The organism is Microbacterium phyllosphaerae, assembly GCF_017876435.1.
In the GTDB taxonomy this organism is placed as follows: domain Bacteria; phylum Actinomycetota; class Actinomycetes; order Actinomycetales; family Microbacteriaceae; genus Microbacterium; species Microbacterium phyllosphaerae.
Map to the genome: position 1 here is coordinate 1,584,053 of NZ_JAGIOA010000001.1, position 16,340 is coordinate 1,600,392.

Here is a 16,340-nt window from a genome sequence, read left to right on the forward strand (position 1 = left end):
GCGCCTCAGGTATCTTGGTATCGAGACAAATATGCCCTCGCGAACGGAGAACCTCCTGGTGACCGACGACGCCATCATCTACACCTACACGGACGAGGCTCCGGCTCTCGCCACGGCTTCCTTCCTGCCGATCATCAAGGCCTACACCGGCCAGGCGGGTATCGAGGTCGAGACCCGCGACATCTCGCTCGGCGGACGCATCCTCGCAGCGTTCCCGCAGAAGCTCACGCCGGAGCAGCAGGTCGGCGACTCCCTCGCCGAACTCGGCGGACTCGCCACGCTCCCCGAGGCGAACATCATCAAGCTGCCGAACATCTCGGCCTCGATCCCGCAGCTCAAGGGCGCGATCGCCGAGCTGCAGTCGCAGGGCTACGACATCCCGGACTTCCCGGACGAGCCGTCCTCGCTCGAGGAGAAGGACGTCCGCGCGCGCTACGACCGCATCAAGGGATCCGCGGTCAACCCGGTGCTCCGCGAGGGCAACAGCGATCGTCGTGCACCCCTCGCCGTGAAGAACTACGCCAAGAAGCACCCGCACCGCAACAAGCCCTTCGCCGAAGGGTCGAAGACTCGCGTCGCCACACTCGGCCACGACGACTTCAAGCACAACGAGCGCTCCTGGGTCGCCGCACACGACGACGTGCTGAGCTTCCGTCACACAGCCGCAGACGGCACCGTGACGGTCCTCAAGGAGGGCCTGAAGGTCCTGCCGCGCGAGATCATCGACGCCACGTTCCTCTCGGCCGAGCACCTCGACGCCTTCCTCGCGGAGACGCTCGAGACCGCGAAGAAGGATGACGTCCTCTACTCGGTGCATCTCAAGGCCACGATGATGAAGGTCAGCGACCCGATCATCTTCGGGCATGTGGTGCGCGCGTTCTTCAAGGACGTGTTCGCGCAGTACGGAGACAAGCTCGCCGCCGCAGGCCTCAACGCCAATGACGGTCTCGGCTCGATCCTCGCAGGTCTCGGCGGCATCGCCGGTGGCGACGAGATCGCGGCCGCGTTCGACAAGGCCATCGCCGAGGGGCCGCGTCTGTCGTACGTGAACTCCGACAAGGGCACCACGAACCTGCACGTCCCGAGCGACGTGATCGTCGACGCCTCGATGCCCGCGCTCGTGCGCAACGGCGGCAAGCTGTGGGGCAAGGACGGCGGCGAGGCCGACACCCTCGCGGTCATCCCCGACTCCTCGTACGCGAGCGTCTACCAGGCCGTCATCGACGACGTGATCGCGAACGGCCCGCTCGACCCCGCCACCATCGGCACCGTCCCCAACGTGGGGCTGATGGCGCAGGCGGCCGAGGAGTACGGCAGCCACGACAAGACGTTCGAGATCGCCGCCGCGGGCACCGTCCAGGTGCTCGACAGCGAGGGCACCGTGCTCATCGAGCACGAGGTCGGCGCCGGCGACATCTGGCGGGCGACCCAGACCAAGCACATCCCGGTCATGGACTGGGTCAGGCTGGCAGTGTCCCGCGCACGCGCCACGGGAGACCCTGCGGTGTTCTGGCTCGACGCCAACCGCTCGCACGACGCGCAGATCATCGCCAAGGTGCACCAGGGGCTCGCGACGCTCGACATCAAGGGCCTCACGATCACGATCCTGGCTCCGGAAGAGGCGACGCGCTACACGCTCGCGCGCATGCGTCACGGCCTCGACACCATCTCGGTGACGGGCAACGTGCTGCGCGACTACCTCACCGACCTGTTCCCGATCCTCGAGGTCGGCACGAGCGCCAAGATGCTCTCGATCGTTCCGCTGCTCGCGGGCGGAGGTCTGTTCGAGACCGGCGCCGGCGGCTCCGCGCCCAAGCACGTGCAGCAGCTCGTCGAGGAGAACTACCTGCGCTGGGACTCGCTGGGCGAGTTCTTCGCTCTCGCCGCGTCGCTCGAGCACTTCGCCGACCGCACCGGCAACGAGAAGGCGCGTGTCCTGGCGGAGACGCTGGATGCCGCGACCGGAACCTTCCTCGAAGAGGATCGTTCGCCCGGCCGTGCGCTCGGAACCATCGACAATCGTGGCAGCCACTTCTACCTCGGCCTGTACTGGGCGCAGGAGCTGGCGACGCAGACGAAGGATGCCGACCTCGCAGCGGCGTTCGCTCCGATCGCGGCCACGCTCGGCGAGAACGAGGAGAAGATCGTCTCCGAGCTCAACGCCGTGCAGGGCAAGGCCGTCGAGATCGGCGGCTACTACCGTCCCGACGACGCGCTCGTGGAGGCCGTGATGCGCCCGTCCGCGACGCTGAACGGCATCGTCGACGCTCTGAACTGATACCGACGAGAAGAGGGGCCGGATGCGAAAGCATCCGGCCCCTCTTCCGTACCCCGCGTTGTCTGCGCAGGGGTCGTGATCAGTAGTGCACCGAGACCTCGAGGCCCACGGGGGACCACTCGTAGACGTACCGGGCGACATCGATCGGCATGTTCACGCAGCCGTGGCTGCGCGGGGTGCCGAAGTCGTTGTGCCAGTAGGTTCCGTGGAATCCCTCGTCGCCGTTGAAGTACGTGACCCAGGGGACGTTCGGCGTCTCGGTGATCGAACCGTCCGGCTCGCGGCTCTTCATGGTCTGCTCGCGCACGTGCGCGTAGACCTTGAAGTTGCCGGCGTCCGTGGGGGTCGCGCTCTTGCCCGAGGAGATCGCCCACGACCGCACGACCGCGCCGTTCTCGTAGAGCGTCGCCGTCTGGCGGCTCAGGTTCACGTCGATCTTGCGCAGCAGGTTGACGGACTCGAACTTGGTCTCCGCGACCTCGATCGGGAACGCGCCCTCGCCGCCCTCGATGCTCGAGGCGACGTCAGCTGCGAGGTTCGAGGTGTCGCCCAGTGCGCGGCCGTTGACCCCGGCGGTCTCGGTGCGAAGGATGTTGCCTGCCGAGTCGACGATGTTGGTCGCATTGACCGGGGCCCGGTCGACAGAGGCTGCGAGCGTGTCGACAGTCGTCTGGATCGCCGTCTCGTCGGCTTGGATGCGAAGTTCACCGTCGTCGTCGATCACCGTGAACCAGGTCGCCGCGACAGCGGGGGCGACGGGAACCGTTCGCTCGTCGCCGATGTAGAAGCCCATCGTGCCGAGCATGGTGTTGATCGACGTGGCCAGGGTGGTGGCAGCCTCGTCGGTGACGGCGGGGGCGGCTTCGGCGGGTCCACCGGGGAACTCGAGGGTCTTTCCGCCGTCGGCGACCGTGTCGACGATCGCGGCGGTGAGCGCGTCGACGTCGACGGCCGTTCCGGGTTCGGACGGCGTGACGACGAACGTCGCGCTCTTCGCATCGAAGACGACTCCGGCATCCACTGGGTCGTCGAAGCTCGACGGCACGGCGGCACGCAGCGCCGACTCGGCCGTGGCGGGGTCGAGCGTGATGTCGCCCGAGACCGGTTCGCCCATCCAGGAGCCGATGTTCCAGAGGGGACGCTCGGCGAAGGCCTCGTCGGCGAGCCCGCGGGCATCGATCGTGGCGCCGAGGTCGGCGCCGGAGAGCACGACGTCGTCACCCGCTCCGGTGAGCGTGACCTCGGTCTCGGCGACATGCGCGTCGATGACCTCGGCGGCGGCGCCGGGCGTGAGCCACCCGACCGGGATTCCCGCGACGGTCGTTCCGGGGGCGATCAGGATCATCGATGCGGCACCGGCGCCGAGTGCGACGGCACCGACGCCCAGGCCGATCCAGAGTCCGAGGCGCTTCTTCTTGGGCGCGGGCTCGATCGGCGCCCAGGCGAGCTCCGGGTCGCCGCTGTCGGGCGGCATGGAGTCGGTGGGGGCGTCTCCTGAGTGGGTGGGCGCGACGGCAGTGAGCTGGTCACCGGAGGCGGTCGCCTCGGTCAGCTTCTCGGTCTTCGCATCCTGCGCTGAGATCAGATCGGTCACGAACATCACCCCCCGGTTTCTCGCGTGCCCTTAGCGATATGCTACGCGATCGCAGGTAACGGGGAGGCAACGGTCGTCAGAGCATCGACGCGCCGATCGGTTCAGTCGGTGACGACAGCGAGTCCGTCGATCTCGACGAGCATCTCCTCGCGGGGGAGACCGGTGAACACGGTGGTGCGCGACGGCAACGGCACCCCGTCGGTGGTGTGAGCCGTGACGAACGCGCCGTACGCGTCGTTCATGATCGAGAAGTCCTCGCGCGTGGTGAGGTACACGCGCAGCATCACGACGTCGTCGAAGGTCGCGCCGGAGGCTTCGACGATCGCCTTGACGTTCTCGAGGGTGCGCGTGGTCTGGGCGGCGACATCACCTGGGAAGAGGTACTCGTTGGTCTGCGGGTCGACCGGTCCCTGACCGGACACCTGCACGATCGGGCCCTTGCGGATGCCCTGCGAGAACGTGTGGGCGGGAGCGGGGGCGGCGTCGGTCGAAACGCGGATCTTCGCAGTCATGCGACCAGCCTAGTAGCCTTGTTAGATGCCTCTACAAATCCCGGATCCTGTACTCGGCGCCTGGACCAAGGGCTTCCCCGCGCATGCGTCGGGGATGCGCCTCTCGGAGGTGCCGGGCGCTGATCTGCACCTCTCCGATCTGGTGACGCCGGTGCTGACCGTCCACGAGTCGGCCCTCGCGCACAACGAGTCGACGGTCTTCGGGTGGGCGGCGTCGCACGGGGTGCTTCTGGCACCGCATGGCAAGACCACGATGGCGCCCGCGCTCTGGCAGCGTCTGCTCGACGCAGGAGCCTGGGGCATCTCTGTCGCGACGCCCTGGCAGGCCGAGGTGGCCGTGGACGCGGGCGTCTCCACCGTCCTGATCGCGAACGCCGTCACCGACACGGCGGCAGCGCATCATCTGGCGGATCTGCTCGCCGCAGACGCAGAACTGCGGATCCTCTGCTGGGCCGATTCCGTGGCGACCGTCGAGATCCTGGCCGGAGCGCTCGCCGGAGCGACGAGACCGCTCGACGTCCTCGTCGAGATGGGCGGGGCCGGAGGCCGTACCGGAGCGCGCACGATCGAGGAGGGGGAGCGCATCGCGCGCTCGATCCTCGCGTCACCCGGACTCCGGCTCGCCGGTGTCACGGGATATGAAGGCCCCTTCGGACCTGACCGCAGCGATGCGTCCGTCGAGGCCGTCGACGCCTATCTGCAGACGCTCGTCGCGCTTCACGAACGACTCGCATATCCGGGCGGAGTCCGACCTGTGCTCAGCGCCGGTGGCAGCTCCTTCCCCGATCGTGCGGCGGCGATTCTGGCCCCGCACCGCGATGACGCCGACATCGTGCTGCGGTCGGGAGCCTTCCAGATCCACGACGACGGCTTCTATTCGCGCATGTCGCCGTTCGGTCCGCTGACCTCGACGGCTCCGCTTCGGTCGGCGATGCACGCGTGGTCGCGAGTCGTGTCCCAGCCGGAGCAGGGGCTCGCTCTCCTCGACGCGGGGCGGCGAGATGTGCCGTTCGACCTCGATCTGCCGATTCCGCAGAGCGTCGACGGCGAGATCACGGCACTGAACGATCAGCACGCCTTCCTCAGCCTCGCCCCCGGGGCCTCCGTCGCCCCGGGAGACGTCGTGCGTCTGGGACTCTCGCACCCGTGCACGGCCTTCGACAAGTGGCGGGTGGTCGCGATCATCGACGACCCGGATGCCACGGATCCCCGAGTGCTCGGGGCGGTGGCCACGTGCTTCTGAGTGCGGAGAAGCCGGTGCGGGTGTACCGGGGCGCCACCGTTGTCGACGGGACGGGCGTCGACCGGTTCATCGCCGATGTCGCCGTCGAAGGCGCGCGCGTCGTCGCGGTGATCCGCGAGGGCGACGAGAGCGTGCTCGAGCTTCCGGCGGCGGCGGTCGAGGTCGTCGCCACGGGCCTGGTGCTCGCGCCGGGGTTCATCGACATGCACGCGCACAGCGAGCTGGCGGTCCTTCAGGGTGCGAGGCACGAGGCGAAGATCCGACAGGGCGTGACCACTGAGGTGCTGGGGCAGGACGGCCTGGGCTACGCGCCTCTCGACGATGCCACAGCGACGGTCATCCCTGCGCAGATCGCGGGCTGGAACGGCACGCCCGATGAGGTTCCGTGGCGCACGGTCGACGATCTCCTCACCGCCATCGACGCGGTGTCGGTCGTCAATGCGGCGGTGCTGGTACCTCAGGGCAACCTACGGATGATGGTGGTCGGACACGAGAACCGTGCGGCGACGAACGATGAGATCGCCGCGATGTCCGACATCCTTGGCGCGGCGATGGACGCCGGCGCCTTCGGGATGTCGAGCGGACTGACCTACACGCCGGGGATGTACGCCGACACCGCCGAGCTCGAAGCGCTGTGTCGCGTCGTCGCCGAGCGGGGCGGATACTGGGCGCCGCACACGCGCAGCTACGGAGGGGCAGCACTGGATGCCTACCGCGAGGCGCTCGACATCGGTCGACGGACCGGATGCCCCATCCATCTCACGCACGCGACCATGAACTTCGTGCCGAACCGCGGTCGCGCCGACGAACTGCTCGCGCTCGTCGACGCCGCCATCGACGACGGCGTGGATGTCACCCTCGACACGTATCCGTATCTTCCGGGCGCGACGACACTCGCGGCCCTACTGCCCAGCAGGCTGGCTGAGAGAGGTGATCTGCTGGGCTCGATCGCCGCACTCGACGCCGAGGGGCGCGAGCTCGTGCGCGTCGAGTTGGAGGAGATCGGCTGCGACGGCTTCCACGGCGAGCGGGCCGATTGGGAAGCGATCCAGATCTCCGGAACGGCCGATCCGGCTCTCGCGGATCTCGTGGGACGCACAGTCGCCGAGATCGCTGCCACGTCGGGCAGGCGCGCGGTGGACGTGGTCCTCGACACGATCCTCGCGGATGCCGGTGCGACCGGCATCCTCATGCACATCGGCGACGAGGACAACGTCCGAGCCATCATGCGCCACCCCCGCCACAGCGGAGGCAGCGACGGGATCCTGATCGGCGCTCGACCGCATCCGCGTGGCCGCGGCACGTTTCCTCGTTATCTCGGACACTACGTGCGCGACCTCGGTGTCCTCACGCTCGAGGAGGCCGTCAGGCACCTGTCGGGCACGCCGGCCGCACGGCTCGGCCTCGATCGAGGAGACGCGCCTCGTGGCGTCATCCGCGAGGGGGCGACCGCGGATCTGGTGCTGTTCGATCCCGAGACCATCGCGGCGGGCGCGACCTTCGAATCACCCCACGCTGCGCCGATCGGGATCGCCGAGGTTCTGGTCGACGGTGTACCGGTCGTGATCGACGGAGCGGTCACGGGGGCCACTCCAGGGCGTGCGTTGCGGAGGACGCCTCCCGCGCATCGTGCGACAGTGCCGTTCGCTCCGTTCGAGATCGACCCGGCCGCGCCGCCGTTCGAGTGGACCGACGACACCCCGATCATCGCGCCTGCGGTGCTCGCCACGACGGCGTCGCGTCTGGGAAGCGTCTCCGCGGGCGACGCGTCGGGGCCAGCGATCTCGCTGCGGATCGACGAGTCCCTCGTGGCCGAGCCTTTCGCCGCCGGACGCGTCGGATCAGAGGCGTATCGGATCTCCGCGTCCGCAACGGGGATCGACGTCAGTGGAGCGAGCCCTGCCGGTGTCTTCCGCGGCGTCACGGTGCTGCGCCAGCTGCGCGAGCCGGGCGTCGCTCGCGCACGCATTCCCGCAGGGACCTGGCAGAGTGCTCCCGCCCACGGATGGCGCGGGGTGATGCTGGACGTCGCCAGGCACTTCCGCCCGGTCGCCGACCTGCGGCGACTGGTCGATCAGCTCGCCGATCACCATCTCACGGTTCTGCACCTGCACCTCACCGACGACCAGGGGTGGCGCTTCGCCGTCCCCGGGTATCCGCGGCTGACCGAGATCGGTGCACGCCGCGAGTCGACGCAGCTCGGACACGGGCCGCTCGCCACGGTGCTGCCCGGCGTCCACGAGGGGTACTACACCGACGCCGAGGTGCGCGATCTCGTCGCCTATGCCGCCGACCGGTTCGTCACGATCGTGCCGGAGGTCGAACTGCCGGGACACATCCAGGCCGGCCTCGCCGCCTATCCGGAGCTCGGCAACACCGATGTCGGAGAGCGTGTCACCGCGCCGTGGGAGCGCTTCGGCGTGAACCCGCGGACACTGGCCCCGACGGATGCGGCTCTCGCGTTCGGTCGGGCCGCGATCGACGCCCTGGTCGATCTCTTCGACTCGCCGTGGATCGGGATCGGTGGCGACGAGGTGCCCGTGATCGAGTGGGAACGGAGTGCCGCGGCGGGGGAGCGGATGCGCGAGCTCGGCCTCGCGACCCCGCATGACGTGCAGCCGTGGTTCACGTCGCACTTCGTCGCGCACGTGCGCGCCCGCGGGCGCACGGCTCTCGCCTGGGACGAGGTGCTCGAGGGGGATGTGCCCGACGGCGTGGAGATCCTCGCCTGGCGCGGGCCCGTCGCGATGCGGGAGGCGCTGCGACGTGGCATCCCGGTGATCGCATGCCCGGACCTCGAGGTGTACCTCGATTACCCGCAGGCGGATTCCGCCGAGGAGCCGATCCGGGTCGGACCGCCGCTGCCGATCGAACGCGCGTACACGCTGCGCGTCGAGGACGGCGCCTCCGGCGGACAGGCCAACGTCTGGACCGAGCACCTGCCGACCCGCGATCGGGTCGATTTCGCGCTGTTCCCGCGGCTCGCCGCGATCGCGGAGCGGCTGTGGGACGGAGGTGACCCTCCGCCGTTCGACGGGTTCGCGCGTCGGCTGCCCGTGCACCTTCGACGGCTCGCGGATGCGGGGGTGCGGTATCGTCCTCTCGACGGTCCGACGCCTGTGCAGCGACGGCCCGGGGTACCAGGCAAGCCTCTGACGAGGGAGGCGCGCGAGGAGATCGTCGCCGGCCTCGTCACCCGTCTGAGGGAGCGGTCGCCCGCCGCGGCCGAGTCGCCCTCATCCTGATGTAACGTTTCGGTAACCCTCCCCGCGCCACTGCGGGCAGGGGTTGCGTAATTTTTGTTCGTAAGGTCTACTAACAAACATGTCCGTATCGGATGAATCGCGTTCATCGACGTCGCCAGACTTCGTCGGTGCGAGCTCACACGCCTTCGGCCCCGGGCGCCATCTGCGTTCCCGTTCGAAGGTCCTCCCGGAGCACGCGCGCGGTCACAATCGCGCACTCGTGCTGCAGACGCTGTACCACTCGGGGGCGATGAGCCGCGCCGATCTCTCGCGGGAGACCGGGCTGACCCGCGTCACCATATCCGACCTCGTCGCGGAGTTCATCGCCGACGGCATCGTGATCGAGATGGGAGTGCGTGAGACGGTCGGACCGGGCAAGCCGCCCATCCTCATCGACATCGACCGCGTCGGCCACCAGATCATCGGTCTCGACCTCTCCGGACCCCACGCCTTCGTCGGAGCTCTGCTGAGCCTCGACGGCGATGTGCTCGAGCGACGGGAGGTCCCACGCCCCGAGACGGCTGACGGAGACGCCGCATACGCCGCGACTCTCGAGCTCGCCCGCGCCCTCGCGGCGACCGCGACGCAGCCCGTCCTCGGCGTCGGGATCGGCACTCCCGGTGTCGTGCGCCCCGACGGCGTCGTGCTCAGCTCGCCCAACCTCGGGTGGAGCAACCTGCCGCTCGAGGCGAAGCTGGGGATCGATCTCGACCTGCCCGTGCTGGTGCGCAACGACGCCAACGCCGCCGTGCTCGCCGAGTACACGTTCGGTGAGGCCAAGGCCGACTTCATGCTCATCAAGATCGGGCGAGGCGTGGGCGCCGGCGTCATCACCGGCAGCCAGCCGCTGCTCGGCAGCCGATTCGCCGCCGGTGAGATCGGTCACGTCGTGGTCGGCACCGACGGAGGACCCCGCTGCGCCTGCGGCAAGGACGGCTGCCTCGAGGCTTGGCTGAGCGAGACACGGCTCCGCCCGGCGATCGATGCCGCGCCGACTTCGCGTGACGAGATCCTGCGCGACGCCGGCACGCGGATGGGCATCGCGATCGCCCCGATCGTGGCCGCACTCGACCTGTCGGAGGTGGTGCTGTCCGGACCAGGCGACCTGCTCGACGGCGTGCTCATCGAGGCGGCGGTCGAGACGCTTCACGCGCGCACGCTCGAGGGAGTCTTCGAGGATGCACTGATCCGGCGCACCCATCAGGACGACATCGTGCTGCGGGGCGCCGCGGTGATGGTCCTCTCCAGCCAGCTGGGCGTCTCGTGACCCGCGAGCTGGCCCCCGTCGTGAGCAGGAGCATCATCCGATGACGGCCGCGATCGACGTCGACCTGGCCGGTCGGCGGATTCGAGTGGGCCTGGACGTCGGCGGCACCAAGATCGACGCGGTGGCGGTGGGGCCCGAGGGAGAGATCCTGGCACGCCTTCGCCGTCCGACGGGATGGGGCGAGGACGCGGTCGTCGTCAGCGTCGTCGAGGCCGTCGACGCGCTGGCCGCCGAAGGCGGTTTCACCCGCTCGGCCATCGAGTCGGTGGGTGTCGGAATCCCGGGGCTCGTCGACGCCGACACGGGGCGAGTGCTGCATGCGGTGAACCTCGGGGTCGAGTCGCTCGATCTCGCGGGACTCGCCGGTCGTCAGCTCGGGATACCCGTGCGCGTCGAGAACGATGTGAAGGCCGCCGCACTCGGCGCCGCAGTGCTGCGCGGCATCGAGGGCTCCATGGCCTACCTGAACCTCGGCACCGGGGTGGCGGCCGGAATCGTCGTGGACGGCACCATCTGGCGCGGAGCGCGAGGAACCGCCGGCGAGGTCGGGCATCTCTCGGTCGATCCGAACGGGCGTCTCTGCGGCTGCGGTCAACGCGGCTGCATCGAGACGTTCTGCGGCGGAGGAGCGCTGGCACGCGCCTGGGATCGACCCGGTGCGCTGCCGGTGCGCGACATCCTCGATTCCGCGGACGCCGGCGACGAGCACGCGATGGCGCTCCGTGCCGATCTCTTCCACGGAGGTGCTGCCGCGGTGCGAGCGCTCGTGCTCTCGGCGGATGTCGAGCGCGTCATCATCGGCGGTGGGCTCACCTCGCTCGGTGACCGTCTCCACGCCGGCATCCGTGCCGCCCTCCGAAGCGGAGCCGAGGCCTCCGCGTTCATGCGTTCCCTGCACCTCGACGAGCGGATCGAACTGCTCCCCGCCGGTTCCCCCGCTGCCGCCTTCGGCGCGGCGGTCGTCGGCGCCACCACCCCCACGAAGGAGATCGTGTCCCATGGCTGAAGTCGTCATCGTCGAGAACGCCGAAGCTGCGGGCGCCCTGGTCGCCGCAGAGATCGTCGACCTGATCGACGCTCGTGCGGACGCCGTGCTCGGTCTCGCGACGGGGTCGACCCCGCTCCCGGTCTACCAGGCGCTGCGCGCCCGACTCGCCGGTCGTGACGTCTCACAGGTGCGCGGTTTCGCGCTCGACGAGTACGTCGGACTCGACCCTGCGCACTCCGAGAGCTACCGGTCGGTGATCACTCGCGAGGTCGTCGAGCCTCTCGGCCTCGATCCGACCCGCATCCACGTGCCCAACGGTGCGCAGGCCACGATCCAGCACGCGGGCGACGATTACGAGCACGCGATCGACGCGGCCGGCGGCGTCGACCTTCAGATCCTCGGCATCGGCACCGATGGCCACATCGGGTTCAACGAGCCCGGTTCGTCTTTCGCATCCCGCACTCGTGTGAAGACCCTCACGGAGCAGACCCGCGAAGACAACGCGCGCTTCTTCGACTCGATCGACGACGTGCCGCGCCACTGCATCACACAGGGCCTGGGGACGATCCTGCGCGCCCGTCACCTCGTGCTGCTCGCCTTCGGTGAGGGCAAGGCTCAGGCCGTGGCGGATGCCGTCGAGGGACCGCTTTCGGCGATCCTCCCAGGATCCGCGATCCAGCTGCACCCGCACGCGACCGTCGTGGTCGACGAGGCCGCTGCGTCGCGCCTGAAGCTCGCCGACTACTACCGCTACACCTACGCGAACAAGCCCGCGTGGCAGGGGATCTGAGGCCTCGGCCGTCAGTGACCGGCTGAGGGCCACGCGATCGGGAGCAGGTGCTCCACGCTGAGCGGGGCCAGCGGCAGCGTCTCGGCATCATCCGGGGTGATCCACCGCAGCTCTGCCAGCTCGGCCTGCACGACGACCTCGGCAGCGGCGATCGAGACTGAGAACGCGTCGGCCACGACCCGATGACCGGGTTCGTTCGCGGCTTCGGAGACGAACGTGCCCAGGGGCTCGAGGTCGCCTTCGTCGAGGCGAAGGCCGAGCTCTTCATGCAGCTCGCGGATCAGAGTCTGCGACGCGGTCTCACCCGGTTCAGGCTTGCCGCCCGGCTGCATGAAGCGGGTCGTGCCCTGCTTGCGGACCACCAGAACACGGCCGGCGTCGTCGACGATCACCGCCGCACTCACCCGGATGTCAGGCATCGACCGCGAAGACCTTGCCGGGGTTGAGGATGCCGTGCGGATCGAAGACCCGGGTGATCTGACGCTGCAGCTCCCACTGATCGTCGCCGAGTTCATCGGCCAGCCAGCGGCTCTTGAGGGTCCCGATCCCGTGCTCGCCTGTGAGTGTGCCACCCAGGGCGATCGCGGCGCGGAACAGCTCGTCTGCGGCCGCCCAGACCTCTGCGGGAGGCTCCGCGCCCTCGAAGATGAAGTTGGGGTGCAGGTTTCCGTCGCCCGCGTGTGCGACCGTCGGGATGGTCATCGAGTGGGCTTTCTCGATACGGGCGATCTCGTCGAACATCGCAGGCATGGCGCTGCGGGGCACCGAGACGTCCTCGATGAGGGTGGTGCCGAGAGCGGACATCGCCGGATGCATCGCACGGCGGATGGCGAGCAGCCGCTCGCCCTCCTCGCGGTCATGGGAGACCTGGGTCTCGCCGTGGTGCGCGGTGAGGATCGACTCGATCGTGGCGGCCTCGGTGATCGCCGCAGGTCCGTCGGTCTGAATGGTCAGCTGGGCGCTGCCCGCGGAGGGAGAGGGAAGATCGAGCAGCGCGGCGACGGCGGCGAGGCTCGCCGCGTCCATGAGCTCCATGATCGCGGGCTGGACGCCCGACGCCGTCACCGCGGCGGATGCCGCCGCTGCGGAGCGCACGTCGGGGAACGTCGCGGTGACCGTGCAGGTCGTGCCTTCGACGAGGCGGCGGAGTTTCAGGGTCGCACCGACGACGACGCCGAGGGTTCCCTCCGAGCCGATCACGAGCGAGGTGAGGTCGAGTCCGGTGACGCCCTTGACACTGCGGTGACCGAGGTGGAGCAGGCGGCCGTCGGCGAGCACGAGGTCGAGGCCGAGCACCGCATCGCGGACCACCCCGTATTTCGCGCAGAGGAGACCGCCCGCGCCGGTGGCGATGTTGCCGCCCACGGTCGAGATGGCCCGGCTCGCAGGGTCGGGCGCCCACCACAGACCGTGCTCGGCGAGAAGGTCGTTCAGGTCGGCGTTCAGGATCCCGGGTTCGACCACGGCGAGCAGGTCGTCGGCGCGGATCTCGTGGACCGCGGTCATGCGTCGGGTGGAGAGGACGATCTCGCCCGCGCCGCCGTTGGCAGCACCGGCGAGGCCGGTGCCGGCCCCTCGCACCACGACCGGCGTGAGCGTCTCGGAGGCGATGCGCATCACGGACTGGACGTGCTCGACGGTCTCGGCATGGACGACGGCGATCGGACGGCCCGTCGAGGCATGCCCTGACTGATCAGCGCGGGCGTCGTCGAGCGACGCAGGATCGGTGTCGACGAGCGCGCCGAGAACCGTGGTCAGCCGGTCGAGCACGCTCATGCGATGCGACGCCGTCCGCTGACGACACCGGCGCCGACGGCGACCACGGCGAAGGCGATGCCGATGAACGGCTGGTCCATGAGCCACCAGGCGATCGTGACGCCGACATAGATCAGCAGTTCGACGGCCGCGCGGAGGAACGGGTGCAGGCGCAGCACAGCGCGAGGCGAGATGAAGAGAGCCCAGATCAGGATCACGACCACCGGGGTGCCGATGCCGAGGACGATGTTCCAGGGGAACGGCCACGTGAAGAATCCCCAGAGCGCGAGGCTGCCCACGGCGACGACCAGGACGATCGAGCGGATGATGTCGAGCGGAGCGATCTTCGGGCGCTCGACGCCGGGGACGGAAGCGGGATCCTGAGGCATGGATCCAGTCTATTCGCCGTGATGACGCGTCAGAGTGCGGGAGCGGCCTCGTCGACGGTGGTCGCGGCGTCGGGAACGACAGCGGGCTCGGACGGAGCCGTCGTCTCGACGGGAGCGGGAGCGGGTTCCTCGACGGGTGCCGTTTCCTCGACGGGTGCGGGTGTCGTCTCCTCGACGGGAGCCGTCTCCTCGACGACCTCGGCGGGGGTGTCCGCAGCCGGTGCGGGGTCCGAGACCGGGGTCTCGGAGGTCTCTTCCTCGGCCGGGGTGGTGCCGGTGTCGCCGGCGACGTCGTCGACGAGTGGGCACAGGAGACTGAAGGCGAGCGACTCGCGCACGTCGACGAGATCCCACAGCGTGGTCGATGTCGACGGACCGCTCGCGGTCTCCGTCTTGTAGAAGATGTCGACGGTCGCGTTGGAACAGAGCTGGGTCAGTGAAGGGCGCAGATCGATCTCGCCATAACCGAGGGTCGCATCTGCTCGTGGCGAGGACAGAGTCGTCGAGCCGCTTCGGTCGGTGCTGCCGTCCAGCAGCGCGCTCACTGTCGCGCCAGCGTCTCCGGTGACGAACACCGAATAGTGGAGAACGGCCCCGTCAAGAAAAGCGGACGCGCCGGTGACAGTGGGCGTTCCGGTGGGAAGAGCGGGTTCTGTCGGGTCTGTGCCGCCTCCTCCTGGGGTCTCGCCGCCGCCTCCGGGGGTCTCGCCGCCGTCACCCGGGTTCTCGCCGCCGCCTCCGGGAGTCTCGCCACCGTTGCCGGGGGTCTCTCCGTTGCCGGGGTCGGTGCCGCCGTTACCCGGGTTCTCGCCGCCCGGATCGACGGGGGGAGCGGGCTTCACCGTCTCGACGGGCGCGGCGGGCGAAACGATTGCGGGTGCCGTGTCTTCTGCGGGCTCGGGAGTGACGGGCGCCTCGACCGGAGGAGCCTCGGGCTCATCCTCTGTCTTGGTGTCGTCGATGATCAGCGGCTTGTCAGCCGACATCGAGGCGTCGGGTCCGACGTCGGAGCTGATCGAGGAGGAGTCGCTGTCGCCGGCGCTCGGCAGAGATGCCGCCGGATTGGCTCCCGCGAGTCCGGGGATGATCGTGGCCGCGGCGACCACGCCGGCGACGACGAGAGCTGCGGAGCCCACGCCGACGAGGGCGCCCACGCCGCTCAGGATTCCACCGCCCGCAGTCCCGCCGGCTCCGCCGCCCGCCGAACCACCTGCTGCGCCTCCGGTGCTGCCTGCACCAGCGCCTGCGATGCCGCCGGTCGCAGCGCCGCCACCGGCGACGACGACCGCGCCGTGCGTGACAGCGGAAGGCATGGCCGCGAGAGCGACGATCGGGGTGCCGCTGCCCTGAAGAGTCGCGAGGTAACCGGCGGAGCCTGCCACGCCGAGCACGAGCGGAAGAAGCACGAGGGCCAGTCGCTTCGACACGTCCTTCGCCTCTGCGGCGACGATCATGCACCGGGCGCATTCGCCGAGGTGCTGTTCGAGTCGTTTGTGGTCGCGCGTGCTGAGATTGCCGCGCGAGTACGCGCCGAGGTGCTCGATGCTCCACTGGCAGTCGGAGCCGGCCGCGGCGCTGCGCAGATGGGCCTGGATCCAGGCCTCGCGAAGTCCTTCGCGAGCACGGAACGCGAGCTGTGAGACGGCTCCGGCCTTCATGCCGAGAAGAGGCCCGGCTTCCTGCGGCTTCATCTGCTCGATCTCGGTGTACCAGAGCACCTCCTGCCAGCGGGAGGGGAGGCTGCGGAACGCCTGAGCGGTCAGGCTGCGATCGAGCGCCTCGCTGGCAGCCTGCTCGGTGCTGTCAGGGTCGGCGACGGTGTCGAGCTCGTCGATGGCCGACTCGCGGCGGGAGCGACCCCAGGCGGCGGCGGTGTTGCGGATGCTCGTGAAGAGGTATGCGCGGAACGAGCCGTTCGGACCGCCGCCCTTGATGATCGCCTGATAGATGCGCGTGTACGACTCCTGCACGAGGTCGTCGGGGTCGATGGAGGACGTGATCGACCTGGCCACGGACATCCCGGACGGATAGTGCCGCCTCCAGAGTTCGCCGAATGCCGCCGCGTCACCCGAGCGGGTGCGCAGAACGAGATCGGCGTCTGCGATCGGTTCGTCGTGCGAAATGTCGTCGTGGTCCACAGTCATCCATCTGTCGCGGAGCGCGAGTGCGCTTCCACATGAAGAGACGCGTGAACCCCATTTTCATCACGCGCCTTCTCCATTCTCTCTCCAATCTCCCAGGCTCGCCACCCCTTGAAGGAAAGTTCGTTCACGGAGGCT

At 69.3% G+C, this 16,340-nt stretch carries 12 protein-coding genes; 6 read left to right on the top strand and 6 right to left on the bottom strand.

Annotation, left to right across the window (positions count from 1 at the left end; genetic code table 11):
• The first annotated feature begins 58 nt into the window (after positions 1-58).
• Entirely contained in the window at positions 59-2,278 is a 2,220-nt protein-coding gene (locus JOF42_RS07370; protein ID WP_210097267.1) for an NADP-dependent isocitrate dehydrogenase, read from the top strand.
• A 79-nt stretch (positions 2,279-2,357) separates the two neighbouring features.
• On the opposite strand, the gene JOF42_RS07375 is transcribed toward JOF42_RS07370, so the two are convergent.
• Both JOF42_RS07375 and JOF42_RS07380 read right to left on the bottom strand, forming a co-directional pair.
• A complete protein-coding gene (locus JOF42_RS07375) occupies positions 2,358-3,878 on the bottom strand; it encodes a L,D-transpeptidase family protein (protein WP_210099115.1) in 1,521 nt (506 codons plus the stop codon).
• Positions 3,879-3,973: 95 nt separating this feature from the next.
• Positions 3,974-4,384 (bottom strand): RidA family protein, encoded by a 411-nt coding sequence (locus tag JOF42_RS07380; RefSeq protein ID WP_210097268.1) that lies wholly within the window; start codon positions 4,382-4,384, stop codon positions 3,974-3,976.
• A gap of 25 nt (positions 4,385-4,409) precedes the next feature.
• Here JOF42_RS07380 and JOF42_RS07385 point away from each other — a divergent pair, with 25 nt between their 5' ends.
• From JOF42_RS07385 to nagB, 5 genes are all read left to right on the top strand, one after another.
• Complete coding sequence (locus tag JOF42_RS07385; protein ID WP_245340747.1) at positions 4,410-5,627, top strand: alanine racemase; 1,218 nt, start codon at positions 4,410-4,412, stop codon at positions 5,625-5,627.
• Positions 5,618-8,872: a family 20 glycosylhydrolase gene (locus JOF42_RS07390; RefSeq protein WP_210097269.1), complete on the top strand. Its 3,255-nt coding sequence runs from the start codon at positions 5,618-5,620 to the stop codon at positions 8,870-8,872. The genes JOF42_RS07385 and JOF42_RS07390 overlap by 10 nt, the downstream gene beginning before the upstream one ends.
• Before the next feature lie 79 nt (positions 8,873-8,951).
• The gene (locus JOF42_RS07395) at positions 8,952-10,139 is read left to right on the top strand and encodes an ROK family transcriptional regulator (protein ID WP_210097270.1); all 1,188 of its coding nucleotides are present in this window, start codon (positions 8,952-8,954) and stop codon (positions 10,137-10,139) included.
• A gap of 40 nt (positions 10,140-10,179) precedes the next feature.
• Positions 10,180-11,145 carry an ROK family protein gene (locus JOF42_RS07400; RefSeq protein ID WP_245340748.1) on the top strand — a complete coding sequence of 322 codons (966 nt, stop codon included), beginning with the start codon at positions 10,180-10,182 and terminating at the stop codon, positions 11,143-11,145.
• Complete coding sequence (nagB, locus tag JOF42_RS07405; RefSeq protein ID WP_210097271.1) at positions 11,138-11,917, top strand: glucosamine-6-phosphate deaminase; 780 nt, start codon at positions 11,138-11,140, stop codon at positions 11,915-11,917. Before JOF42_RS07400 ends, nagB begins: the two co-directional genes overlap by 8 nt.
• 11 nt (positions 11,918-11,928) lie before the next feature.
• On the opposite strand, the gene JOF42_RS07410 is transcribed toward nagB, so the two are convergent.
• From JOF42_RS07410 to JOF42_RS07425, 4 genes are read right to left on the bottom strand one after another with little or no spacing between them, the layout of a single operon-like run.
• Positions 11,929-12,336, bottom strand: coding sequence for an NUDIX hydrolase (locus JOF42_RS07410; protein ID WP_210097272.1), 408 nt, complete (start codon positions 12,334-12,336; stop codon positions 11,929-11,931).
• Positions 12,329-13,693, bottom strand: a complete 1,365-nt coding sequence (locus tag JOF42_RS07415; protein ID WP_210097273.1) for an FAD-binding oxidoreductase — start codon at positions 13,691-13,693, stop codon at positions 12,329-12,331. Before JOF42_RS07415 ends, JOF42_RS07410 begins: the two co-directional genes overlap by 8 nt.
• Positions 13,690-14,061 (bottom strand): YrdB family protein, encoded by a 372-nt coding sequence (locus JOF42_RS07420; RefSeq protein ID WP_210097274.1) that lies wholly within the window; start codon positions 14,059-14,061, stop codon positions 13,690-13,692. Before JOF42_RS07420 ends, JOF42_RS07415 begins: the two co-directional genes overlap by 4 nt.
• Before the next feature lie 29 nt (positions 14,062-14,090).
• Positions 14,091-16,205 carry a sigma-70 family RNA polymerase sigma factor gene (locus tag JOF42_RS07425; protein WP_281070719.1) on the bottom strand — a complete coding sequence of 705 codons (2,115 nt, stop codon included), beginning with the start codon at positions 16,203-16,205 and terminating at the stop codon, positions 14,091-14,093.
• Positions 16,206-16,340: the final 135 nt, after the last annotated feature.

What these genes read in the sequence shown, in the direction of transcription:
- JOF42_RS07420 (WP_210097274.1), bottom strand. Translation starts at nt 14,061, where the DNA reads ATGCCTCAGGATCCCGCTTCCGTCCCCGGCGTCGAGCGCCCGAAGATC.
- JOF42_RS07400 (WP_245340748.1), top strand. Translation starts at nt 10,180, where the DNA reads ATGACGGCCGCGATCGACGTCGACCTGGCCGGTCGGCGGATTCGAGTG.
- JOF42_RS07395 (WP_210097270.1), top strand. Translation starts at nt 8,952, where the DNA reads ATGTCCGTATCGGATGAATCGCGTTCATCGACGTCGCCAGACTTCGTC.
- JOF42_RS07375 (WP_210099115.1), bottom strand. Translation starts at nt 3,878, where the DNA reads ATGTTCGTGACCGATCTGATCTCAGCGCAGGATGCGAAGACCGAGAAG.
- JOF42_RS07380 (WP_210097268.1), bottom strand. Translation starts at nt 4,384, where the DNA reads ATGACTGCGAAGATCCGCGTTTCGACCGACGCCGCCCCCGCTCCCGCC.
- JOF42_RS07425 (WP_281070719.1), bottom strand. Translation starts at nt 16,205, where the DNA reads ATGACTGTGGACCACGACGACATTTCGCACGACGAACCGATCGCAGAC.
- JOF42_RS07385 (WP_245340747.1), top strand. Translation starts at nt 4,410, where the DNA reads ATGCCTCTACAAATCCCGGATCCTGTACTCGGCGCCTGGACCAAGGGC.
- JOF42_RS07410 (WP_210097272.1), bottom strand. Translation starts at nt 12,336, where the DNA reads ATGCCTGACATCCGGGTGAGTGCGGCGGTGATCGTCGACGACGCCGGC.
- nagB (WP_210097271.1), top strand. Translation starts at nt 11,138, where the DNA reads ATGGCTGAAGTCGTCATCGTCGAGAACGCCGAAGCTGCGGGCGCCCTG.
- JOF42_RS07415 (WP_210097273.1), bottom strand. Translation starts at nt 13,693, where the DNA reads ATGAGCGTGCTCGACCGGCTGACCACGGTTCTCGGCGCGCTCGTCGAC.